We start from the raw sequence: 21,178 nt of genomic DNA, 5'->3' as shown, positions 1-21,178 counted from the left end.
GACAAAGTTTTTTCACTTTGCCTAGATTAATTCTATTTTTTTAAAATTATCAATGGTTACTTTGCGTAGCAGAGTGATGTTGTTCATTTAATAAGTCTACTGCTAAAACAATACCTACAGGTAATGCAACTGCTAATAAAATTGTGCCTATAATCATCACAATCACTCCCTTAACCATTTCTAAATCAAAGTATACACTAAATTTTCTGATATTTCAAATAAAAAAGAAAAAAATCATTCAACTAGGCATGCACCCTACCTGAATGATTTTTTAGGTTTACATAAAGATTTTTAAGCACAATAGTTGTAACTGCTGTATAGTAGATCTAATTGGATGTTTTTGAGCCTTACGTTTAGGTACATAGCTGTGCATGCAATTATTGAGAGCTGTATACCTAAGCACCTGGGTCCTCCCATTCATTCATCTCCCTCCCTTCACGATCGAAAATTTTACAGCTATATTACCTAAAAAATCCCTATCAACCTCCTTCCCGTTTATTGCAAATGCTCTTTTAACTCTGCTTGAATTTTTTGAAGCTCTGTATCATTTGGGATATAGTACCATATATGATCGATTTTTTTGCCATCTCCCTCTTCAAATGACAGCTGATCAATATTGCGATTCATTTTTTTATAAATACTTTGTAATTGAATTAAATCTTTCATGGTGAAATTCATACGTACATTATCTCCAACTACCTCCAGCATATCTGTAGCCTTTAAAAGTAAAGATGATGTGGAAGATGCTTTTTTCATAACCGCCTCAATAATTTGTCGTTGACGAATTTGTCGACCAAAATCACCGCGAGGATCTTCATATCGAATGCGAGAAAAAATTAGTGCCTCATCCCCCGTTAAAGTGACATCTCCCTTTGGAAAATGATATGAATTATAGGTTAAATCCATGTCATTTTCGATAGTAACGCCACCAATCGTATCAATAATTTGAAGGAAACCCTCCATATTAATAAACACATAATAATCAATTGGAATATCTAAAAAATGCTCTACCGTATCGACAGCCATGGGAACTCCCCCAAATGCATAGGCATGATTAATTTTGTCAACAGAATCATGACCAATAATCTCCGTCCGAGTATCTCGTGGTATACTAAGCATTTTCATCGTTTGTTTTTCAGGATTAACCGTTACAACAATCATTGTATCTGAGCGTCCACTATCATCTTTACGCTCATCCACTCCAAGCAGTAACACAGAAAATGGCTCTTTTTTTGTTACTGTTTTTTGATCTATCCCCTCATTATCCGCTGCTTCAATTAAAGGTGTATTTATTTTATTCATCGTTTTCTGGATCGTATAATAAGCAGTACCTATAAAGATTAAAAAAATTGCTACTAGGCTGCCTAATATCCAAAGCCATATTCTCTTCTTGCTCTTTCTCTCTTTAGAGCGCTTCATATTTTTTTCCATACATAAGTCCTTTCTTGCTAAACAGATTTACCCCTCTTTTTGACGTTTTAAGTTGGAAAAAAGTTTATATAGTCTATTTATATGCATATTGGACGAAAAAAAGACGTACACTAGTATTTACTAAATATACGCCAACCTATTCCTGAATTGGTAAATAATCTTCAAAACCTTCTAATAGATCAATCCCCCGATTTAAAAGGTCTGTGTAAACCACTTCATCACCAAAGAAATTGTACCTAGTCGAGAAAATTTTTCTGATTAATTGAAAATTCATTATTGTTGATATATAATTTTTTAAAAATTAATAGATACATTGTCTCTATAAAAGAAACAATGTTGGATAATTTCACTAGCATTTAGGAGGTATTTTTTATGTATCCAAAAAGAAGAGAAAAATTAGTCTCCCTTATGAAGGAAAACTCTATCGACATAACTGTCTTAGTTCCTGGACCCAATATGTATTATTTTACAGGCTTACATTTAAAACAAAGTGAACGCATAGCTTTAGCGATTATCACGAAAGACGAAAAATTATATTTTTTAATGCCACAAGTAGAGTTAAATAAAATGGATGCCAAAAGCAGCAATGCCATTTTCTCTTATTCAGATGAAGAAGGACCTAATCATGCGCTTCAGCAATTAAGGCAGCAAATAGGTTCATTGCGTGTAGTGGGAGTAGAATTTGACCTCATGCATGTGAAAGAACAAAAAATAATTGAGTCACTTACATATGAGCATTTATATGATATAGGAGAGGTGATTCGAGAACTTCGTATAAATAAAGATAGCAACGAAATTCAATTAATGAAACAAGCTGTAAACATAGTAGAAGAGAGTCTCGAAGCAACATTACCAATTATTAAAGCTGGGATTTTAGAAATGGAGGTGGCTGCACAATTAGAGTATGAAATGAGACGTCGAGGATCGGAAGGAACACCATTTGGAACAATTGTTGCTTCTGGCTATAGAGGTGCACTTCCACACGGTAGAGCCTCTACGAAAACAATTGAAGCTGGTGAATTAATCGTTTTAGATTTCGGCTCGATTTACAAAGGCTATGTGGCAGATATAACAAGAACAGTGGCAGTGGGAGAACTTTCACCAACATTAGAAAAAATCTATAGTATCGTTAAGCAAGCAAATGAAGCTGCCATTGAGACTATTAAACCTGGACAAACGGCTCATGAAATTGATGAAACTGCAAGAGCTATTATTCAAAATGCTGGCTATGGAGAGTTTTTCACACATCGACTAGGACATGGAATTGGACTAAGTGCTCATGAGGAACCTTATTTAATGCAGCAAAATAATCTTGTTTTAAAAGCTGGCATGGCCTTTACCATTGAACCAGGGATATATGTAAAGGATGTGGGTGGTGTTCGTATCGAAGATAACTTGATTGTCACAGAAGATGGCTATGAAAATTTAATGACGTTTTCCAAAGAATTAATCATTTTATAAGGTTGGGATGGACATGACAATTGATATAAAAAAGATTCAAAAGGATATGCCGCTGTTGGACAAATATATCTATCTTAATACTGCTGCTGCTTCTGCCATGCCACAGCCAGTAGTAGATGCCATGACGAGCTATATACAGAAACAAGCTAGCATTGGTCCCTATCTGCCCTCCTTTCGTCAGGAAACCTATGAAAATATTGATATTGTTCGTGAAAAATCAGCAATATTAATAGGCGCAAAAAAAGAAGAAATCGCCTTTGTCCCGAATGGTTCGATGGCTGTTAATTTTGTTTCAGGGGGTTTGCAGTGGGAAAAAGGCGATGAAGTCATTGTTTTGGATACAGAGATGCTAAGTAACTATGTGCCTTGGCTTGCACTTGAGCAACAAGGTGTTCATTTAAAGATTTTTAAAACAAATTTAAACTATATGGTGGATCTAGACAAGCTAGAAAAATTCATAACACCTAAAACAAAAATGATTGCATTTGCACATATGTCTAATGCTTCGGGTGCTATTCAGCCGGCAAAGGAAATATGTCAGCTAGCCAAGCAAAAAAATGTTTTAACATTAATCAATGCAAATCAAACAGTTGGCTTGATTCCTATCGATGTCAAAGATCTTGACTGTGATTTCTTACTTACCTGTGGACGAAAGTGGCTTCGAGGTCCAGAAGGATCAGGCATTCTTTATGTTCGTCAAGAGCTTATCCAAACACTAACACCGATTATGATTGGTTGGGGAAGCACCAATTGGGACTATCGCAACAATGACTATTCCTTTGTAACAACAGCCAAACGCTTTGAACCTGGATGCCCTGTTATTCCTAGTATATTAGGATTAGGTGCGGCTATCGATTATGCAAATGATATTGGCATTCATGCCATCCATCAGCAAGTAAAGCTATTAACTACTTATTTGCTAGAGCAGCTTCAATCTATAGAAGGTATCGTCATATACGGGCCTCAGCAAGTAGCAAATCGTTTATCGATTACCCCGTTTAATATTAAAGGTATTTCACCAGATGATGTGACCAATTATTTAGCACAGCATGGAGTCATTATTGAGGCAGGAACCTTTATGGCAAATACGATTATGGAACGTAATAGCATTAATAAGATGGCTCGTTTCTCGCCACATTATTTTAACACGTTCAAGGAGATTGATATTGCCATTTCATTGATAAAGGAACTACGATAAATGACAAAAGCAAGGGCTCAGAGTAGAGAAAACTCCCTGAGCCTTTTGTGGATTACTCATGATAAAATTTAAAGCTATACTGATCGAAATATCTTTGGATACTCATCGCTGCATATTGGAGCACTTTTACCATATCAGGCAGTTTTTCCTCTACTGGTTTACGATAATTGGGACCAGCAATGGTTAATGAAGCAATAATCTCACCTTTATTATTAAAAAGTGGTACGCCGAGACCAAATACTGAATGGGAATATTCTCCTGTAGTAAAGCACCAGCCCTGTGTTCGAATTTTTTCTAAATCAATTAACAACTCCTCTGGGTCTGTAATCGTTTCAGTTGTTAACTTTTTCATGCCACTATCCATAATATCCTTCTGCTTCTTCTCTGGAAGATAAGCCATAATGGTCTTACAAGATGCACCTATGTATAACGGTGTACGAGTCCCCATTGAAACAGAGAACTTAATTGTTTGCGAGCTTTCTGCAATTTCAACCGTTACACCATCTGCTCCGTCAAGCCATGTTAAAAAGACGGATTCTTTTATTTCCTCAGAAAGTTTTTTCATAATTGGTAAAACAAAATCAGAAAGATTCAATTTTTCTTTTACCATTTGCCCATACTCTAAAAAACGTAGTCCTAATTCATATTTTTTTGTCTCAGGGTTCTGGTTTAAAAAGCCATGATTTTCAAAGGTAGCTAAAATCCTGTGAATAATAGAATGGCTTATATTCATTTCTTTTGCTAATTCACGCACACCCCATGCAGGATTCTCTTTACTAAAATATTTTAATACTTCTAATGAATTATCTAAAGTTTTTAATGCCATTTTTCACCTCGAATGTCTCTATATTAGAACCACAATTTGATTATAAAATGGAGCTAAATAATTTTCAATCCTGCCAGCTAAATTATGTATATATTTCAAAATCAATTTCACCTTGGCGTAATTGCGTTCGGAATCGGCTTTGTGCTTGCACTAAGAGTAGGTGTCCACTGAAAAGGAACCAAAACCACATTCATCTCACTACCTGTAAGTCTTCTGTATCTGCCGCTGCCGCTACGCTTTCGATACGAAAAACATTTGCTGAATGAAGATAAAAAAGCCACTTCACTTTGAAGCGACTTTTCTATCTATATATTTTTGTCTTGTATTCCTTGAACTAATTTTTCTTGGATTAGCAAATATTGTGCAATCTCATCCTCATTCAATACTTCAAAAAGCTGCATAAAAACCTCTTGTCCAATGGATTGGGCTTTTATTAAGGCTTCTTCACCTTCTGTTGTAATTTGTAAGCGAATAGTACGACGATCAGATGGGTCATATAATCTTTCTGCCAAACCGAGCTTGACTAATTTTTCAGCAATATTCGTCATTGCTCCTTTTGTATAGCCAATCGTTTCTGCTAATTCAGCTTGTTTCTGCGGTCCTTTTGTCTGAAGCTCACTTAAAACTAGAATTGGTGAAATCCCTAACGGATAGGGAAATGACTTCGTAAAACGAATAATATTAGCGTTGTTCATTTGTTCAATCATATGAATGAGTTTAAAAATATTTGTTTGTTTCAAAAAAATCCTCCTCAAAACCCGAAGCAATTAGTGAAGCATTACTGAACCCCCGTCCACCATAATGGTTTGACCAGTGATATATTGTGAATCGTCGGAAGCTAAGAAAAAGCTACACGACCAATATCTTGTTCAACATCCCCGAAGCGACCTAGCGGGGTTTTACTTCTAACAGCTTCATAATACTCAGGCTGTGCTTTTGCCCATGCTTGTACACCTGGTGAATTAGCAAGTGGGCTAATAATATTTACATTAATACCAAAGCGTCCCCATTCATTTGCGACAACACAAGACAGACCACGGATTGCCTCTTTCGCAGCCGCATAAGCCGCTTGTGTTTCATGTCCTTGTAAGCCAGCACCAGATGCAAAGTTAATAACATTTCATTTTGTTTTTTTTAAATAAGGTAATGCTGCTTGCATTAAATAGAAGGTTGGATAAAATCCTGTTCCAAATGATAAATCAAGATCAGCCTGTGTTGTAGCTCTATAGTAACTTGTTTCGCTGCATGAGCGTTATAAACTAGCACATCTAGTTTACCGTATTTTTCTATAACTGTATCGATAATTTTTGGCAATTGATCACAGTTCAATCAAATTTGCCATGGCATAATTGCGTCCGGAATCGGCTTTGTGCTTACACACAGAACTCCTTATCGCGAAGTCTTTACAATTCATTTGCAATCTGTTTGACAATGTCATCAATGGCTGGGATAGCTGACGTTTTATTGGCCTGTGTTAAAATACTAAAAATATACCATTTACCACTCTTTCCTTTGACATAGCCACTTAAAGCATATGTACCAGAAATATACCCAGTTTTAGCAGATACACTATATCCCTTTAAGCGATTTTCTAAAGTCGCTCCAACAAGCTTGCCTTTTCTTCCTGCCTGAGGCAATGCATCTAAGTAGGAGAAATACCAAGACTTACTTCGAATTTTATATAACAGTAGACTTTCTTGTATACTGCTTACACGATTCTGATGATTTAAACCTGAACCATCTTCAAAATACCACTGTTCCATATTTAGTCCACTATCATTCCCATATGTACGAATTGCTTGAATGCCTGCTGACCAGCTTCCTTCTTCAAGTAGCTCTCGTCCAATTTGCTTTGTAAGCATTTCCCCCATACCATTAATACTTAGTTTTAAAAAACGAAAATTAATATCCTTTAATGGCTTTGAATAGGAAATTCCTACTCTCTTTGCATTGTCGGGTACCTGGCCAACCTCCAGAGGCATTGTTTGGATTCCTTTTGCTAGTAATTTTTCCCGAAATACATCAAGTGTATACAAGGTTGGATCATAAACAGTCACATATGTATTTTTCTCTGTACCAGCTGGTAAATTTCCTTTAGCAACAATACGGTCTGTGCCATATTCTCGTGTAATAGCTACGGTATTTTTCTCACCCTTATTAACGATTTTAGTCTTATTAATAATTGGAATTGTACTGGCAAACGGGGCAAACTGAACATTTGCCATAGTTCCAACCTTTGAGCCTGTCACTTTCACTTGCACAGTAGCAATATCATATTGATCATTCGGCGAAATCGTTAATGCTGAAATACGTGAAGCATAGGATAGCGCTTCGTCCTGAGGAACAATGCCTTTTGCTAAACGTTCTGTATCAAACCACGTGTCATCGGCAATTAAAGAGCCCGTGATTTTCAAGATTCCTAATTTTTTCAGTCCATTAGCAAATGATTCTAAATGGACAGGTAAAAGCGTTGGGTCTCCTCCGCCCTGTAAATAAATATTGCCTTGTAGAACACCATTTTCAATTGGTCCATCAATATAAACCTTTGTCTCAAATCGATAATCTGATCCAAGCAAATCCAATGCAGCAGCACTGACTAAAAGCTTATGTGTAGAAGCAGGGCGTATCATTTTATCACCGTTTTTATTATAAAGAATACTTCCTGTCTCCATATCTCTTACGGTAATGCTGTACTCATTGTTCTTCCAGTTTTTTGAGATAATGCTATTCACTTTTGTTGTCATTGTTTGTTCACTTGCTTCCACATTGTCCATAAAAGTGATTGGGAAGCAGCACAGCAGAAAGATCATTGTACAAATTATAAAATTCTTTTTCATAGTTCCTCCAATTGGTAAATTTCAACTTTTATTCTACGGAAAAAGTTAGCCTTTTACAATGAAACACCTTTGTTATTTTACAAGGAATGACATGTCACCATTTTTATTCGACAAGAATAAACTGAAATAGCTAGCTAAATCACTTTTAGAGAAAGGAGTTGGTGATAATGGGTGCCAAATGGATAAAAATTTCAGTTATGTATTTAGTGATTGTTTTGGCGCTTGGACTGTTTATGCATTATACAATTCAGCTTCAATGGACAGCGACACATGCTCATATTGGTGTGGTAGGTTGGCTAACAACTGGATTTATTGGTTTAATATATTCTATTTATAAGGATGCAGCTGAAACAGGGCTTGCAAGAGCTCAATTTTGGCTTTATAACATTGGATTACCATTTCTATTGGTCGGCATGATGATGGTATATATAGATGTACCACATTGGTTATTTGAGCTTTTTGTATCAGGCGGTGGTATTGCTGTAGGTCTTTCTGTGCTATTGTTCTTCATTAATGTTTTTAAATATGTAAAAAGTACATCTTAAAAACAGCCCCACTTTTTTTGTAAAGTGGGGCTTCCTTGAGTTTGACAGAGCTAACTATCCATCCAACCTAATTATTGATGTAATGAATTTGCCTGCATCTGATACATTTTTTCGTAAATACCGCCCTGTGCTAATAGTTCATCATGTGTACCTCTCTCTACAATCTTACCTCGATCTAATACAAGGATACGGTCTGCATTTTTAATAGTAGAAAGTCTATGTGCGATGATAAATGTTGTACGCCCTTTTTTCAGCACATCCATCGCATGCTGAATAATTTCCTCTGTTTCTGTATCAATATTTGAAGTAGCCTCATCTAATATTAATATAGCGGGGTCAAAGGCAAGCGCTCGGGCAAAGGAAATAAGCTGACGCTGTCCAGATGACAACGTACTCCCCTTCTCAATCACTGGTTCATCATAGCCATTTGGTAGATTTGCTAAAACACGTTCCCCTCCAACAGCCTTCAATGAAGCTTCTATTTTTTCACGTGAGATTTTAGGATTATTTAAACTTACGTTCGCTGCGATTGTTCCCGTAAATAAATAAGGGTCCTGTAAAACAATGCCCATATGCTCACGCATTGTTTGACGCGGCACCGATGTAATATCTACATCATCAATTGTAATTTTTCCTTTAGATGGATCATAGAAGCGGAATAATAAGTTCATAATGGAGCTTTTCCCAGATCCAGTATGACCTACTAACGCAATCGTTTCGCCTTGATGAGCTTCAAAGGAAAGGTTTTTCAATACATATTCCTCGTTTTTATAAGCAAAGGAAACATCTTCGAAAACCACATTTCCTTTATATCTTGGTATGCTTTTTTCGGAGACAGGCTCACCGCTTATATCCAGCACCTCGAATACACGTTTCCCTGCAACAAGTGAACGTTCCAACTGAGAAAACTGATTGACAATATTTGTGATGGGATTGAATAATTTTGTTAAATAATCAACAAAGGCATACAAGGTTCCCGCGGATATCACTTGCGTTGCAGTAAAGGATTGTGTACCAAAGTAGAAAATAAAGACTGTAAACATGATTAACCTTAATGTATTGACAAGGTTAAAGGAAGTCGCTGAATCAAGCACAAGCAGCTTGCGTTCGTACGCATAATGCTCATTATTCATATCATCAAATTCCTTTGTCATTTGATGCTCTCGACGAAATGCCTGAATAATCGTCATTCCTTGAATGGATTCATTGATCATAGCGTTGATATCAGCAATTTTGGTACGAATTACATCATTATACTTAGAAGCAAATTTACGATATAAAATCATCCATAAGTAAACCACTGGAATCATGAGTAAGGCTAACATAGCCATTTTCCAGTTTAAAATGAAAAGTGCAATGTAAACACCAATAATTGAAATGAAGCTCGTTGCAAAATTGGATAGTACCTGTACATATAAATTTCGAACAGCCTCCGTGTCATTTGTAACACGAGCTACAATTTTTCCGGCTGGTAAATTATCGAAATATTGTATTGGTAATGTTTGAATATGCTCAAATACATCCTTTCGCAATTTTTGCACTACACGGTTAGCACCAACCTGCAAATAAATATACATAAAATAGCGTAATACCGCAGTAGCAATTGCTAAAATTAAATAAACTAGTAATAGCCACATAATTGGCTTTATTTCAATGTGACCAATTGTCATATAATTATCAATGATATGCTTGGCAATAAATGGTCCAACAAGCTCAGTGAATACCGCAATCGTTAAGAAAAATAAGCCGAGTAAAATTGGTTTTTTAAAATACATGGCATAGCGTGTTAAACGTTGACTCGTACTCATGAGGCACCTCCTTCTAGCTGCTGACGGTCGAATTGCTCTTTATACCATCCCTGTAGTGCAAGAAGCTGCTCATGTGTGCCCTGTTCGACAATTTGACCTTCATCTAGCACGATGATTAAATCTGCATGCTGTATACCAGATAGTCGGTGCGTGGTAATAATCGTCGTTTTATCTTGTCGTTCTCGCTGAATATTTTCAATAATCTTTGCCTCTGTTTTAGCATCTACAGCAGATAATGAATCATCCAGCATTAAAATTTCAGGATCCTTAATCAAGGCACGCGCAATTGATACACGCTGCTTTTGACCACCTGAAAGGGAAACGCCCTTTTCACCCACAAGTGTTTCAAGACCCATCGGTAAATTTTCTAAATCCTTTTCAAAGTATGCAGCGTGAATCGCCTGTTGCAATTCAGCCTGTGTCGCATCTTCTTTTCCGAATAAAATATTTTCACGAATTGTACGGGAGAACAGCACATGATCTTGTGGTACATAACCAATCCAATCTAGTAATTGCTCTTTCGTTTGTGCAGTAATATCTATTCCATCAATTGATAGCTGTCCCTCACCGATTGGATACTCACGTAATAATTGTCGCAGGAACGTTGTTTTACCAGCTCCTGTCTTCCCAACAATGCCAAGTGTCTGCCCTTTTTTCAACGACAATGAAATTCGCTGCAGGTTTTTCACCTGGCTCATGGGATATTGGAATGTTAAATCATCAAAGCCAATTCCATTTGGTGTCACAATCATTTGTGGATTCGCAATATTTTGAACATCTGCCTCATAGTTAAGCGTTTCCTGTACACGATCAAGAGAAGCATTTCCCTGCTGCATCACATTAATAAGCTCACCGATTGCAAATATTGGCCAAACCGCTAACCCCAAGTAAACATTGAATGTCACAAGCTGCCCCACAGACATCACCTCAGTGGCAACTAAATGAGCACCATAGCCAAGCGCTACAACAAAACTAATGCCCGTACCGACCTTTGTAATCGGTCCAAATAAAGCGTTTATTTTTGCTGTATGCATATTTTTTTCATAGACAATTTCGCTCATCTCTCCAAAATTTGCCTCATCCTTTTTTTCTTGCACATAAGCACGTACAACTCGCACACCTGCAACCGACTCTAGCACACTATCATTCAGCTCTCCAAATACATCTTGCGCCTTCATATAACGCTCATGCACAATTTTCCCGAGATATTGAATAAGAATAGCCATGATTGGAACAGGAAGCATGGCAAAAAATGTGAGCTTCCAAGAAATCAGATAGCCCATGGCAAAAATAATGCATCCCATATAAATCGTCGAATCAATCAGGGTCATAATCCCAAACCCAGCAGTTAATGACACAGCGTTTAAATCATTAGTTGCACGAGCCATTAAATCCCCTGTACGATTTTTTTCATAGAATGTTGGTGTCATACGTAAAAAATGCTGCATAAGATTCCGTCGTAATATTTTCTCTAAATTAATGGCCCCTTCAAATAATCGGAATTGCCACACAAAATTTAGGGCATAACCACCAATAATAATCCCCACAAAAATCAAAATATACTTTGTTAAAATAGCTGTCGACATTTCCCCAGCAGTCAATATATCAATAATGGAACCTAGTAAATAAGGAGGTACTACCTCTAGACCACTAGCAATTATTAAGAACACGATTGCCACCGTATATTGCTTCCAGTATTGCTTAAAAAACCAGCTTAGCTTACTTAAAACATCAAACATACATCATAACCTTCTTTCTCTCGTGCTGTGAAAACATAGCTACCCACTATCCAGAAATTCCTTGATGAAAATCATTTTTTGACCAGTACTTTGCATACTATATACACTCCTTTTTGTGTGATCACTACAACTTTTTACGCAACAAAAAAGACACATCCCCTAAAAAGAGCATGTGTCTCTTATAAAAGGCAAAGTGTAACCCATGCCTTTTACTGCAATAGAAATAAAAGTTAGGCATGGACAATGTATGCAAATGTGTTTTGAAATGATACTGTTAAATTGAACATTGTCATGCCCTCCTTTACTTGATTTGTTATAGTGTTCTTGAAGATTATCATACTATAGAAATATTTGTCAACTATCTTCCTGTTATTTTTTACGTTTTTCAAGAATTAATTAGCGCTTTAAAGCAATGAATTACTATTTTGTGATTTCAAAAGCTAATCGAATAGCAGGCATTGCAGAGCCAGGATGATCCGTGGAATAGGTTAATTGCGGAATCAAGGTCATATCCGTCTCCTTTTCCTGCTGCTTATAAATGCCAGGATATAAATCAATTAAATGATATCCAGTATCTCCCGTTGCAATAACATCAAATGTTAAATTTCCTTGACTATTAAAGGCACATAAATAACCTGTATAGGCATTGTCATAAGTTAAATAATAGGCATTATCAAACTCAGTCCAGCCACCCCCCTTTATAGTGATAGAGATTTTTGTACCAACAGGACCGGATTTTGGAGAAAATTCAACGATAGAAGGTAAAACTCGTAAATAAGCTTGCCCATACACCTTACCTCCTGCCGCTAAATCGAGACGATGAGGTATGCCCCCTAAATCATCGGGAACTGTAAAATCATACTTTAACTCCCCATTTTCATCCGTTTTAATTTTTTCCAGTAATGTTGTTTCCTCTCCAAAGCCTTTGCCGCTTACACGACTTCCTTTCATGGTGTTCCAAATAAGTTCTATGTCTGTCTCCTTAGGTAAGCCAGAGGATGTCAGTGTTACAGGGTCACCCACTATACCCTCATTTTTAGTTAGCACAACCTTGACAACTTCACCCTGCTTTAATTTTGGCATGTCGACACCTCCAGAGGCAGCCACTGGAGCTTCTTCTATATGATTAGCAATAGTTGGTGCAGCCCCATCCGTAATTGTAAACATGAAATCTGGTGCTGGTTTGTCTGGATATGGAGACTGTAAATAGTTTATATACTGCATTCCTAAGTACCCTGTACGAAGACGAATGGCATGATCACCTACAGAGCCAGCAGCGCGAATTTTCGCCTCTGCAGTTCCATTTGTTGAGATTCCTGTAATTAGCCCCGTATATTTATTATCGTAGGTTAATTGCCAATTTCGCATATATGTGCTCCAACCAAGACCTTCCATTTTAATCTTAATTTCTGTACCTACAGGACCGGATTTAGGTTCCATGACAAATGATGGATCAACAGTGTAACCAATTTGGCCGATTTTTTTCCCTTCCTGTTTGACCCATAATGTAAAATCCCCACCAAAGCCTTGAGGCACATTAAACTTGCCAGACCATTTCCCTGTTGAATCTGCAGTACCCTGCTGTAAAACTATTTCTTTTTCTGTAAACTTTGGACCAACGACTGTATACAAATCCTCAATAAGATATTCTCCATCTATAGCATTCCATACTAATTCAACTGGTTGATCTGCCTTTAACTGATCGACATTAAAAGTAACTTCATCTCGGACAAATCCTCGAGCTTTAGATAAGGAAATATTGTTTAATAATTTTTCCTGAGCTGTTTCTTGTTTTTCAGCATCCGCTTTAGTCGAGGAATTTTGTTGTCCATTAATGGCTTGCTCTTCTTTATCAGAACAAGCTATTAAGCTTAAACTAGTTAATAATACAATGATGAAGAGTAAAGGCGTTTTTAATATGTGCTTCATAAAAACCCACCCCTTTATTGAACAACTACTAGTTTAGCTGTCATATCACTATGACCTGCACCACAAAAAACGCTGCACATCATATTAAATTCTCCAGCTTTTTCAGGCGTAAATTTCACAGTGCCATCCTTTTCTAAATTAACATCTAATCCCTCTACAGTAATACCGTGCATACCTTCTTCAGATTTTAACGAAAGTGTTACTTCCTCTCCTGCTTTTACATAAAAGGCTTTTTCTCCCTTTGGACCATGAAATTCAAAATTTTTTCCAATTATATCAACAGCTTGATTCGTTTCGACAGCAGACACATCTGCATCAGCAGAAACCGGCTCCTCTTTTGGTGTCTGTGCAACGTCTTCAGACACAATCGTTAATAAAGAAGGAGCAACATTAAAAGGCTTAAATTCACCCTTTTGCTCTTTATATTCTGCTGTAACTGAATAATCAAGTGTTCCAGTTGGTGTATCTTTTGTTACAGGATAAGCTACTACCCAAAAATTATCGTCACCATGCTTGCCATATTTCATATCAAGCGTTTCTCCCGTAGATAGATGCACCTGCACCTTTGCATCCTTTACTTGCTCATTTGTTAATCCATCTAGTACATTGTTCCGAAAAATAATTTTATCTCCTGGTGAAAATCGGCTTGCTAGTACACATCCACCTTGCTCAGTCACCGTATCCCCAGTAATAACAAGTGATCCTACATCCTTCTCAGCGGCTGCTTCCTTTTCCCCTGAATCATTGTTACATGCAATCAAAACAACCATTGTCACTAGCAATAATGCGAATAATGATATTGTTTTTTTCATAAAAAACCCCCCTAATCGTTTTTTATATATTTATTAAATAATAATAAATATAATTCTATTTTAATCCTTCCTATATATACTAATCAATGGAATTAAGATAAATTTATTGAAAAATCAGAAAATTCATTCTTTATTCATAGAATTTTTTTGTTATACCAAAACTATTTCCACTATAATTATATTGTTATATCAATATTGTTTTTTAAAAATTAGCTGGCATTAGGTCATCTAAAATTTCCATAAACGATATCTCATGATAAAATCTTTATAGAATGTGAAATTTTTTTGTGCTAATCAAACAATACGATAAAACTACTGCCTGCTTGTACAGGGTAAAATTTAAGGAGCGACAAACTTTGAAATCATTTTTCGCAGTTGGAATTGGAGGATTTTTAGGAGCCATCAGTCGTTATAGTCTTAGCCTGGCTTTTCCCACTACAGGTGGTTTTCCAGTAACAACACTTTGTATTAACTTAATAGGTTGCTTCTTTTTAGCATGGCTTTTTACTGCTTTTCCAAAGCGTACACCCATTGTGTTAGGCGTTGGGACAGGCTTTTTTGGTGCCTTTACAACCTTTTCTACATTTTCCTTGGAGACCCTATTACTTCTACAAGATCATCAATGGATACAAGCCCTGTCTTATAGTCTCCTAAGTGTTATTGGTGCTTTACTTTGTGCATGGCTAGGACATAACCTGGCGAAGGGGCGTATCGTATGATTCTTATTGGTATCGGTGGATTTTTAGGTGCATTAACGAGATTTTATTTAGGGAAATGGATCGTTCATACATATCCATGGGCAACATTTTGCATCAATATAACAGGTTCTTTTGCACTTGGACTGTTGTTTGCATTACATCTAAGTGATTGGCTATGGCATTTTATAGGAATCGGTTTCTTAGGGGCCTATACAACCTTTTCAACGTTTGGTTTTGAATCCTTACAGCTTATAGAACAGAAAAAATGGAGTCATGCGATTATTTATATGTGTACGTCCATCTTGGTCGGAATACTTTGCACGACACTTGGATTTTATATGGTATAAGAAAGGGGTGATTTTTTGATACCTTCAACATACGATTTACAAATACTTGAAACTGAAATTGAACAAACATTATATACCTTAATCGACTTAGAATTAGAAGAGAATTTTCAGGAAATGAATAGCCTCTTTTCAAAATTACTCGCCAAAGTTCAGGCTGCACAGCTAATCGATTATAAGCTTGATGTTCTTGTCGATCCTCAAATATTTGCAACAGAAACAAGTATTCTACTACAAAGCTTAATAGATGCAAAAGCTAGACCTCATAAAAGACAAAGATTGCTTACACATCGAATGATTTTGAAAATATGGTTACGTAAAAATCAACGCTTTATGAAGGAGTTTTTACCACAAATGTTTTAGGCGCCTATCGATTGCTCAAGGCGCCTTCTTTTAAATTTGCACTTGTTGTAACACTTCTTTTGTTTTCCCTTCGATAATTAAATCAAATGGTACGGTATGCTGTGTTATATCTAAATTGATATAAACTGTTTTTCCTTTTGTCATTGTAGGGAGCTGATTTACTGGATACACTTCAAGGCTTGTACCAATGACAAGTACAAGTTCCGCTGATTGAATAGCATCCATCGATCTGTGCCAACTCTCTTGAGGTAAACTTTCACCAAAGAGTACAACATTTGGCCGTAATTTCCCATTACAATGTCTGCAGCTCTCCTTATCCAAAAAACATTCCATTGATGCAGCTTGCTGACAGCGGTGACAGCGAATCGAACGAATGGAACCATGTAACTCCTCCACTCGCTGACTACCTGCCATTTGATGAAACCCATCTACATTTTGAGTCATCACTAAAGATACAAGCCCACGTTTTTCCCAATCCGCAAGAATTTTATGACCCTCATGTGGTACTACATTTTCTAAATGCCCAATGCGCATTTTATAAAATTCATGAAACAATGTATAATTTTCTACCAATGCCTCAGTAGTGGCTACTGTACGAGGATCAATATTTTGCCACCATCCTGATACTGAACGAAAATCTGGAATACCACTTTCAGTTGACATGCCAGCCCCTGTTAAAATAACTGTCCTTTTTGAAGATAGTAACCACTCACCTAATTGTTCAATTGACATTTTTCATTCCTCCATTCTCACACTAACATCGTAGGATATGAGCTAAGAAGCGCTTATTATAGTAACTATGTCATCTTTATTTCATGGTCTCAATAGTTTTCAGCAAAAAATCAATTTCGCCTTGACGTAATTGTAGCTGCCGCTTTACTTCGATACATAAAACATTTGAATGAAGATAAATTCATGCAATTGATTAATGCTAGCTTGATCAGAAAGATTGAAATTTTTCCGTTGTTCGTGCCATTCTTCTAAAATAAACGTAGTCATATGGGAACTCCCTTTATAAAAGGTTTCATTCATTTGGTGAAAGAATATTCTTTCATGACCTGACAAATTTCTACATGATATTGCATATACCAATTCTCTTTCCCAAATTGCTGGGCAACTAAGTGTTTGGCATTTTCCTTCCACGCTTGAATAGCCTCTAACGTTTCCCAATAGGATACCGTCATTCCCTTCCCTTCGACATCTCTAACACTTTCTACACGAATAAAGCCTGGCTGCTTTTGTGCCAGGCTATCCATGGCTTCAGCCATCTCAGCATAGCCCGCTCCATCCTTTTCTGTTCTTTGTGATGTAAAAATTACAGCATAATACGTCTCCATGCTATTTACTCCCTCCTCTATATGTATTATTGTAAACGATAAATACTGTTACGAAAAATCAATTTCGCCTTGGCGTAATTGTAGCTGTCGCTTTGCTTTCGCTACATAAAATATTTACTGAATGAAGATGAAACATCGATTGAGAAAGGATTGTGACAAATGGGTATTAATCCGAACATTGCAGAAATTGCTTCCCTTCTAGGCGAAACCTCAAGAGCTACAATGCTTGCTAGTATGATGGATGGACGCTTCCATACAGCCAGTGAATTAGCATATATGGCCGCCATTAAACCTCAAACAGCTAGCTTTCATCTCGCTAAATTAGTGGATGGCAAGCTTGTCAAAGTAGAAAAGCAAGGTCGCCATCGATATTTTCAACTGGCAGGTGAAGACATTGCACAATTATTGGAATCCTTCCTCATAATGTCTCCGCCACCTGAAGTGCGTTCATTAAAGCAGTCCAGTCAAATGAAAATTCTACAGGATGCAAGAACCTGCTACGATCATTTAGCTGGAAAATTAGGTGTGCAGTTAACTGAATCATTACTTAACACTGGTTATTTAGAGCTAGACCAAAAACAGTTTGTCATTACAGCTGAAGGTACACAATTTTTTACGGATTTCGGCCTTGATTTAGATGAATTAAAAAGAAAGCGTCGTTCTTTCTCTCATGCCTGCTTAGATTGGAGTGAACGACGATATCATCTTGGTGGAGCTCTCGGTCACGGACTGCTGACACATTTATTAAACCTAGAATGGATTACGCGTGTCCCATCTATCCGAGCTATTAAAGTCACTGAAAAAGGACGAACCGGCTTTAAAGAAGTTTTTAACATGGATATATCCTAGACTAGACCCTTTTAGCATCTACCATCTCTTCACGGAGATTTTTCTTATCTTTTGCTGTAAAATTACGATTTACTAAATAGATCCCAGCAATAATAAATACGCCTCCTACTAGTAATGAAGGCTTGAGTGGATCATCTAACAGTACCCAGCCTGTTAATACCCCAAAAAAAGGAGCTAAAAATAAAAAAGCACTTGTTTTTCCAGGATCACTATTTTGTAGAAGATAGTACCAGCCAGCAAATTGAACGATTGAAGATAAAATACTTAACCATAACAAAATAAAAATAGAAGTCCTATTCACAATAAAAAATGGCTGCTCAAGCAAGAAACTAGCTAGTAATAGAATGAAACCACCAAAAAGCATTTGATAAGCTGATAAAACCCAAGTATCAAATAGAACTCCCCATTTTTTAGCTAGTAATGTTGCCATTGCCCAAAAAACCGCAGAAAGAATACCAAAAACAAGCCCGATTTGTATGGTAACCTGTGCCCCCATTGTAATCATCACGCCTACCAATCCTAGGATAACACCGCACCATTGATATGTGCGGTAGCGTGCCTTTGTAAAGAGAGTGGCAAATATTACAACGAGTAAGGGGTTTGTAAATGTTAGGATGGAAGATTCACTTGCTGTAATCGTTCGCAAACTTAAAAATATACACCCCATAACACCAGCTGTTTGACATGCTCCAATTATTAAAATCTTCATCCAACTACTATTTGAGGTTGGATGGGGTCTTCTGAAAACTATTACTATAACAGCCATTATATTTCCTGCTAGTATAAATCGTAGTGCAGCTAATAATAATGGCGATGAATAAGGCAGACCTAACTTAACAATGGCAAAGGAAGATCCCATCAAAAATGTAGTTAGGACTAATAATGCAATAAATTTATAAATATTCATAGTTGCCCCTCCTTTTGCTATATTTAAGTAACATTATAGATAGGAAAAGCTTCAACTTTCATCGAAGTATGGAATACAAATTAGCGAAATTTTCAGTTTCATGTCATTTTACATTCGTATAGTTAGCTGAATAGTATGAACGGGAGGAAACAACCTTGAAAATATTATTAGCAGAAGATGATGCAAGGCTTAGAAGAAATATCGTTTATATATTAAAAAAGGAATTTCATCATGTTATAGAGGCAGAGAATGGGCAAGATGCGCTAGACCATACTCATACTGAGATATATGATCTTGTTATTTTAGACTGGATGATGCCAAAATTAAGTGGAATTGAAGTTTGTCAAAAGCTGCGAAACACCGGGTTTAATGGCAGTATTTTAATGCTAACTGCAAAGGATGACACAGATGACATCATAAAAGGGCTTGATAGCGGTGCAGATGATTACATCATAAAACCATTTAAAATGGAGGAACTACTAGCAAGAATTCGAGCATTGCTCCGAAGAAAAGATAAAGTCATTGAACAGGTCATCCAAATTGATCATATACAACTACATGTAGATTCTCGTATGTTTTTGTACAATAATAAAGTGATAGACCTAACTAAAAATGAATTCTTACTTTTAGAATATTTATTTATGAATAAAGGTCGTATACTCACACGAGAACAAATTTGCGTTTATATATGGGGCTATGATTATGATGTTTCGAATAATTCCTTAGACGCACTAGTCAAGCTTGTACGAAAAAAAATTGATGATGGTCAATCCAAATCACGTATTCAAAATATAAGAGGTATTGGCTATAAACTGAGGGAAAACTAATGTTTCAGACAACCAGAAAAAAATTAGCTTATATCAATGCAACACTTTATTTTCTGTTATTTTCACTCTTTGTAATTGTTCTTTATTTTTCACTTATTAAACTTATGGAAAATCAACAAATAAAAGAATTAGAGGACTTTTACGTAAGGCAAGAACATGATTTTTTTGAGCATGTTCATGCAAACAAAAAAATGTTAAGCTATGATCCAAATCGTAATTTTTTTTACTATATTTACACAAAGGATCGTCTGTTTGTCCATGGTGATGAATCCTATAAGGGGATGAAAGAACAGATTGAAAAGGTCTTCAACAAGAGCGACCCAAGTGTTAACCTTGTGAAACATTATGAATGGCAGAAAGAGCATTTTTTGCTTGAAAAAAAGCCCATTTTCAGCAATGATGAGGTAGTCGGCTATATTATCGTAGGTAAATCTGTAACATCACAGCAACATTTTTTCCAAAATGTAAGATATTTACTAATTCTATTAACTTGTATTTCTACGTTCTTAATTGGGCTACTGAGCTATTATTTAGCAGGTAAAGCAATGATACCGATTCAATGGTCCTTCAATAAGCAAAAAAAGTTTGTATCCGATGCATCCCATGAATTACGTACACCCCTAAGTATTTTTTATAGTTCACTTGAAATTTTAGAGGTAGAAGAAGCTAAACAGTTAAGCCCTTTAGGGAAGGAATTAATTGAGGACTTAAAAGATGAGGCTGAAATAATGAAAGAGCTAATTGATAAACTATTATTTTTAGCAAGACACGATCAACAGCAGGTTTCTCCTACTAAAGAATTAATACCATTATCTAGCTTACTTGAAAAAGTTAGCTTGAAATTTCAAAGGATTATGCCTCCGAATATACGATTTTCTACTGACATTCAAGAAAACATTCAGCTTCATGGTGATGCTTCGAAAATTCAAGAGCTGCTTTATATACTATTAGACAATGCCATTAGATATACAAATAGTGGAGAAATCTCGCTTACACTGTTAAAGAGTAAAGACAAACTAAAAATTACAGTTGCGGATAGTGGCATGGGTATGACGGAACAGGAATTGCCTTTAGTATTTGAACGATTTTACCGAAGTGATACTGCTCGTCAGCGAAATGGCTCTGGTTTGGGTCTTGCGATAGCAAAAGCTATTGTTGAACAGCATGATGGAAAAATTTATGCAACAAGTCAAATTAATAAAGGTACTACATTCCATATTGAATTCCCTTTGTGACATATTAACATCACCCTATCTCTTTGTTAGGA

General features: G+C 36.4%; 22 protein-coding genes and 1 pseudogene. 9 read left to right on the top strand and 14 right to left on the bottom strand.

Annotated features, from left to right (window positions below; translation table 11 throughout):
* Positions 1 to 49: 49 nt before the first annotated feature.
* Together AC1RNS_RS12745 and AC1RNS_RS12740 are read right to left on the bottom strand one after the other, a co-directional pair.
* Positions 50 to 157 carry a transcriptional regulator gene (locus AC1RNS_RS12745; RefSeq protein ID WP_427543415.1) on the bottom strand — a complete coding sequence of 36 codons (108 nt, stop codon included), beginning with the start codon at positions 155 to 157 and terminating at the stop codon, positions 50 to 52.
* Between the two features lie 338 nt (positions 158 to 495).
* Entirely contained in the window at positions 496 to 1,431 is a 936-nt protein-coding gene (locus tag AC1RNS_RS12740) for an LCP family glycopolymer transferase (RefSeq protein WP_492993104.1), read from the bottom strand.
* 372 nt (positions 1,432 to 1,803) lie between these two features.
* Here AC1RNS_RS12740 and AC1RNS_RS12735 point away from each other — a divergent pair, with 372 nt between their 5' ends.
* Positions 1,804 to 2,892: a M24 family metallopeptidase gene (locus AC1RNS_RS12735; RefSeq protein WP_492993103.1), complete on the top strand. Its 1,089-nt coding sequence runs from the start codon at positions 1,804 to 1,806 to the stop codon at positions 2,890 to 2,892.
* A 13-nt stretch (positions 2,893 to 2,905) separates the two neighbouring features.
* Positions 2,906 to 4,090, top strand: a complete 1,185-nt coding sequence (locus tag AC1RNS_RS12730) for an aminotransferase class V-fold PLP-dependent enzyme (RefSeq protein WP_492993102.1) — start codon at positions 2,906 to 2,908, stop codon at positions 4,088 to 4,090.
* A gap of 52 nt (positions 4,091 to 4,142) precedes the next feature.
* Here AC1RNS_RS12730 and AC1RNS_RS12725 read toward each other — a convergent pair whose 3' ends face one another.
* The 4 genes and pseudogenes from AC1RNS_RS12725 to dacB all read right to left on the bottom strand — a co-directional run bounded on the left by AC1RNS_RS12725 (position 4,143) and on the right by dacB (position 7,753).
* On the bottom strand, positions 4,143 to 4,916 hold the full coding sequence (locus AC1RNS_RS12725; protein ID WP_492993100.1) for an IclR family transcriptional regulator: 774 nt from the start codon (positions 4,914 to 4,916) through the stop codon (positions 4,143 to 4,145).
* A gap of 305 nt (positions 4,917 to 5,221) precedes the next feature.
* Positions 5,222 to 5,656 carry a MarR family winged helix-turn-helix transcriptional regulator gene (locus AC1RNS_RS12720; protein WP_492993098.1) on the bottom strand — a complete coding sequence of 145 codons (435 nt, stop codon included), beginning with the start codon at positions 5,654 to 5,656 and terminating at the stop codon, positions 5,222 to 5,224.
* Between the two features lie 27 nt (positions 5,657 to 5,683).
* Positions 5,684 to 6,236 (bottom strand): annotated as a pseudogene (locus AC1RNS_RS12715) (SDR family NAD(P)-dependent oxidoreductase); the annotation flags it as partial.
* An 83-nt stretch (positions 6,237 to 6,319) separates the two neighbouring features.
* Complete coding sequence (dacB, locus tag AC1RNS_RS12710; RefSeq protein ID WP_492993096.1) at positions 6,320 to 7,753, bottom strand: D-alanyl-D-alanine carboxypeptidase/D-alanyl-D-alanine endopeptidase; 1,434 nt, start codon at positions 7,751 to 7,753, stop codon at positions 6,320 to 6,322.
* A 167-nt stretch (positions 7,754 to 7,920) separates the two neighbouring features.
* On the opposite strand from dacB, the gene AC1RNS_RS12705 reads away from it, so the two are divergent.
* On the top strand, positions 7,921 to 8,298 hold the full coding sequence (locus AC1RNS_RS12705; protein ID WP_492993094.1) for a hypothetical protein: 378 nt from the start codon (positions 7,921 to 7,923) through the stop codon (positions 8,296 to 8,298).
* Positions 8,299 to 8,369: 71 nt separating this feature from the next.
* Here the strand turns inward: AC1RNS_RS12705 and AC1RNS_RS12700 are convergent, their stop codons facing one another.
* The 4 genes from AC1RNS_RS12700 to AC1RNS_RS12685 all read right to left on the bottom strand — a co-directional run bounded on the left by AC1RNS_RS12700 (position 8,370) and on the right by AC1RNS_RS12685 (position 14,586).
* Complete coding sequence (locus AC1RNS_RS12700) at positions 8,370 to 10,106, bottom strand: ABC transporter ATP-binding protein (RefSeq protein WP_492993092.1); 1,737 nt, start codon at positions 10,104 to 10,106, stop codon at positions 8,370 to 8,372.
* Positions 10,103 to 11,845, bottom strand: coding sequence for an ABC transporter ATP-binding protein (locus AC1RNS_RS12695; RefSeq protein WP_492993090.1), 1,743 nt, complete (start codon positions 11,843 to 11,845; stop codon positions 10,103 to 10,105). Before AC1RNS_RS12695 ends, AC1RNS_RS12700 begins: the two co-directional genes overlap by 4 nt.
* A gap of 420 nt (positions 11,846 to 12,265) precedes the next feature.
* A complete protein-coding gene (locus tag AC1RNS_RS12690; RefSeq protein WP_492993088.1) occupies positions 12,266 to 13,774 on the bottom strand; it encodes a hypothetical protein in 1,509 nt (502 codons plus the stop codon).
* 14 nt (positions 13,775 to 13,788) lie between these two features.
* Positions 13,789 to 14,586 (bottom strand): cupredoxin domain-containing protein, encoded by a 798-nt coding sequence (locus AC1RNS_RS12685; protein ID WP_492993086.1) that lies wholly within the window; start codon positions 14,584 to 14,586, stop codon positions 13,789 to 13,791.
* Positions 14,587 to 14,942: 356 nt separating this feature from the next.
* Between AC1RNS_RS12685 and crcB the strand changes: the two genes are divergently transcribed.
* From crcB to AC1RNS_RS12670, 3 genes are read left to right on the top strand one after another with little or no spacing between them, the layout of a single operon-like run.
* The gene (gene crcB / locus AC1RNS_RS12680; RefSeq protein ID WP_492993084.1) at positions 14,943 to 15,305 is read left to right on the top strand and encodes a fluoride efflux transporter CrcB; all 363 of its coding nucleotides are present in this window, start codon (positions 14,943 to 14,945) and stop codon (positions 15,303 to 15,305) included.
* Complete coding sequence (locus AC1RNS_RS12675; protein WP_492993083.1) at positions 15,302 to 15,631, top strand: fluoride efflux transporter FluC; 330 nt, start codon at positions 15,302 to 15,304, stop codon at positions 15,629 to 15,631. Before crcB ends, AC1RNS_RS12675 begins: the two co-directional genes overlap by 4 nt.
* Positions 15,632 to 15,646: 15 nt before the next feature.
* Positions 15,647 to 15,991 (top strand): hypothetical protein, encoded by a 345-nt coding sequence (locus AC1RNS_RS12670; RefSeq protein ID WP_492993082.1) that lies wholly within the window; start codon positions 15,647 to 15,649, stop codon positions 15,989 to 15,991.
* A 30-nt stretch (positions 15,992 to 16,021) separates the two neighbouring features.
* On the opposite strand, the gene AC1RNS_RS12665 is transcribed toward AC1RNS_RS12670, so the two are convergent.
* The 3 genes from AC1RNS_RS12665 to AC1RNS_RS12655 all read right to left on the bottom strand — a co-directional run bounded on the left by AC1RNS_RS12665 (position 16,022) and on the right by AC1RNS_RS12655 (position 17,328).
* Positions 16,022 to 16,723: an SIR2 family NAD-dependent protein deacylase gene (locus AC1RNS_RS12665; protein WP_492993080.1), complete on the bottom strand. Its 702-nt coding sequence runs from the start codon at positions 16,721 to 16,723 to the stop codon at positions 16,022 to 16,024.
* Between the two features lie 144 nt (positions 16,724 to 16,867).
* A complete protein-coding gene (locus tag AC1RNS_RS12660; RefSeq protein ID WP_492993078.1) occupies positions 16,868 to 16,990 on the bottom strand; it encodes a hypothetical protein in 123 nt (40 codons plus the stop codon).
* 29 nt (positions 16,991 to 17,019) lie between these two features.
* Entirely contained in the window at positions 17,020 to 17,328 is a 309-nt protein-coding gene (locus AC1RNS_RS12655) for an antibiotic biosynthesis monooxygenase family protein (RefSeq protein WP_492993077.1), read from the bottom strand.
* 159 nt (positions 17,329 to 17,487) lie between these two features.
* Here AC1RNS_RS12655 and AC1RNS_RS12650 point away from each other — a divergent pair, with 159 nt between their 5' ends.
* Positions 17,488 to 18,177 (top strand): ArsR/SmtB family transcription factor, encoded by a 690-nt coding sequence (locus AC1RNS_RS12650; RefSeq protein WP_492993076.1) that lies wholly within the window; start codon positions 17,488 to 17,490, stop codon positions 18,175 to 18,177.
* Between the two features lies 1 nt (position 18,178).
* Here AC1RNS_RS12650 and AC1RNS_RS12645 read toward each other — a convergent pair whose 3' ends face one another.
* Positions 18,179 to 19,084 (bottom strand): DMT family transporter, encoded by a 906-nt coding sequence (locus AC1RNS_RS12645; RefSeq protein ID WP_492993075.1) that lies wholly within the window; start codon positions 19,082 to 19,084, stop codon positions 18,179 to 18,181.
* A gap of 155 nt (positions 19,085 to 19,239) precedes the next feature.
* Between AC1RNS_RS12645 and AC1RNS_RS12640 the strand changes: the two genes are divergently transcribed.
* Both AC1RNS_RS12640 and AC1RNS_RS12635 read left to right on the top strand, forming a co-directional pair.
* A complete protein-coding gene (locus tag AC1RNS_RS12640) occupies positions 19,240 to 19,911 on the top strand; it encodes a response regulator transcription factor (RefSeq protein ID WP_492993073.1) in 672 nt (223 codons plus the stop codon).
* Positions 19,911 to 21,146: a sensor histidine kinase gene (locus tag AC1RNS_RS12635; RefSeq protein ID WP_492993071.1), complete on the top strand. Its 1,236-nt coding sequence runs from the start codon at positions 19,911 to 19,913 to the stop codon at positions 21,144 to 21,146. Before AC1RNS_RS12640 ends, AC1RNS_RS12635 begins: the two co-directional genes overlap by 1 nt.
* Positions 21,147 to 21,178: the final 32 nt, after the last annotated feature.

The organism is Lysinibacillus sp. GW821-FHT14F06 (assembly GCF_058803665.1).
The sequence above is the reverse complement of the archived record's forward strand: the minus strand, read 5'-3'. Positions and strand labels throughout refer to the sequence as shown.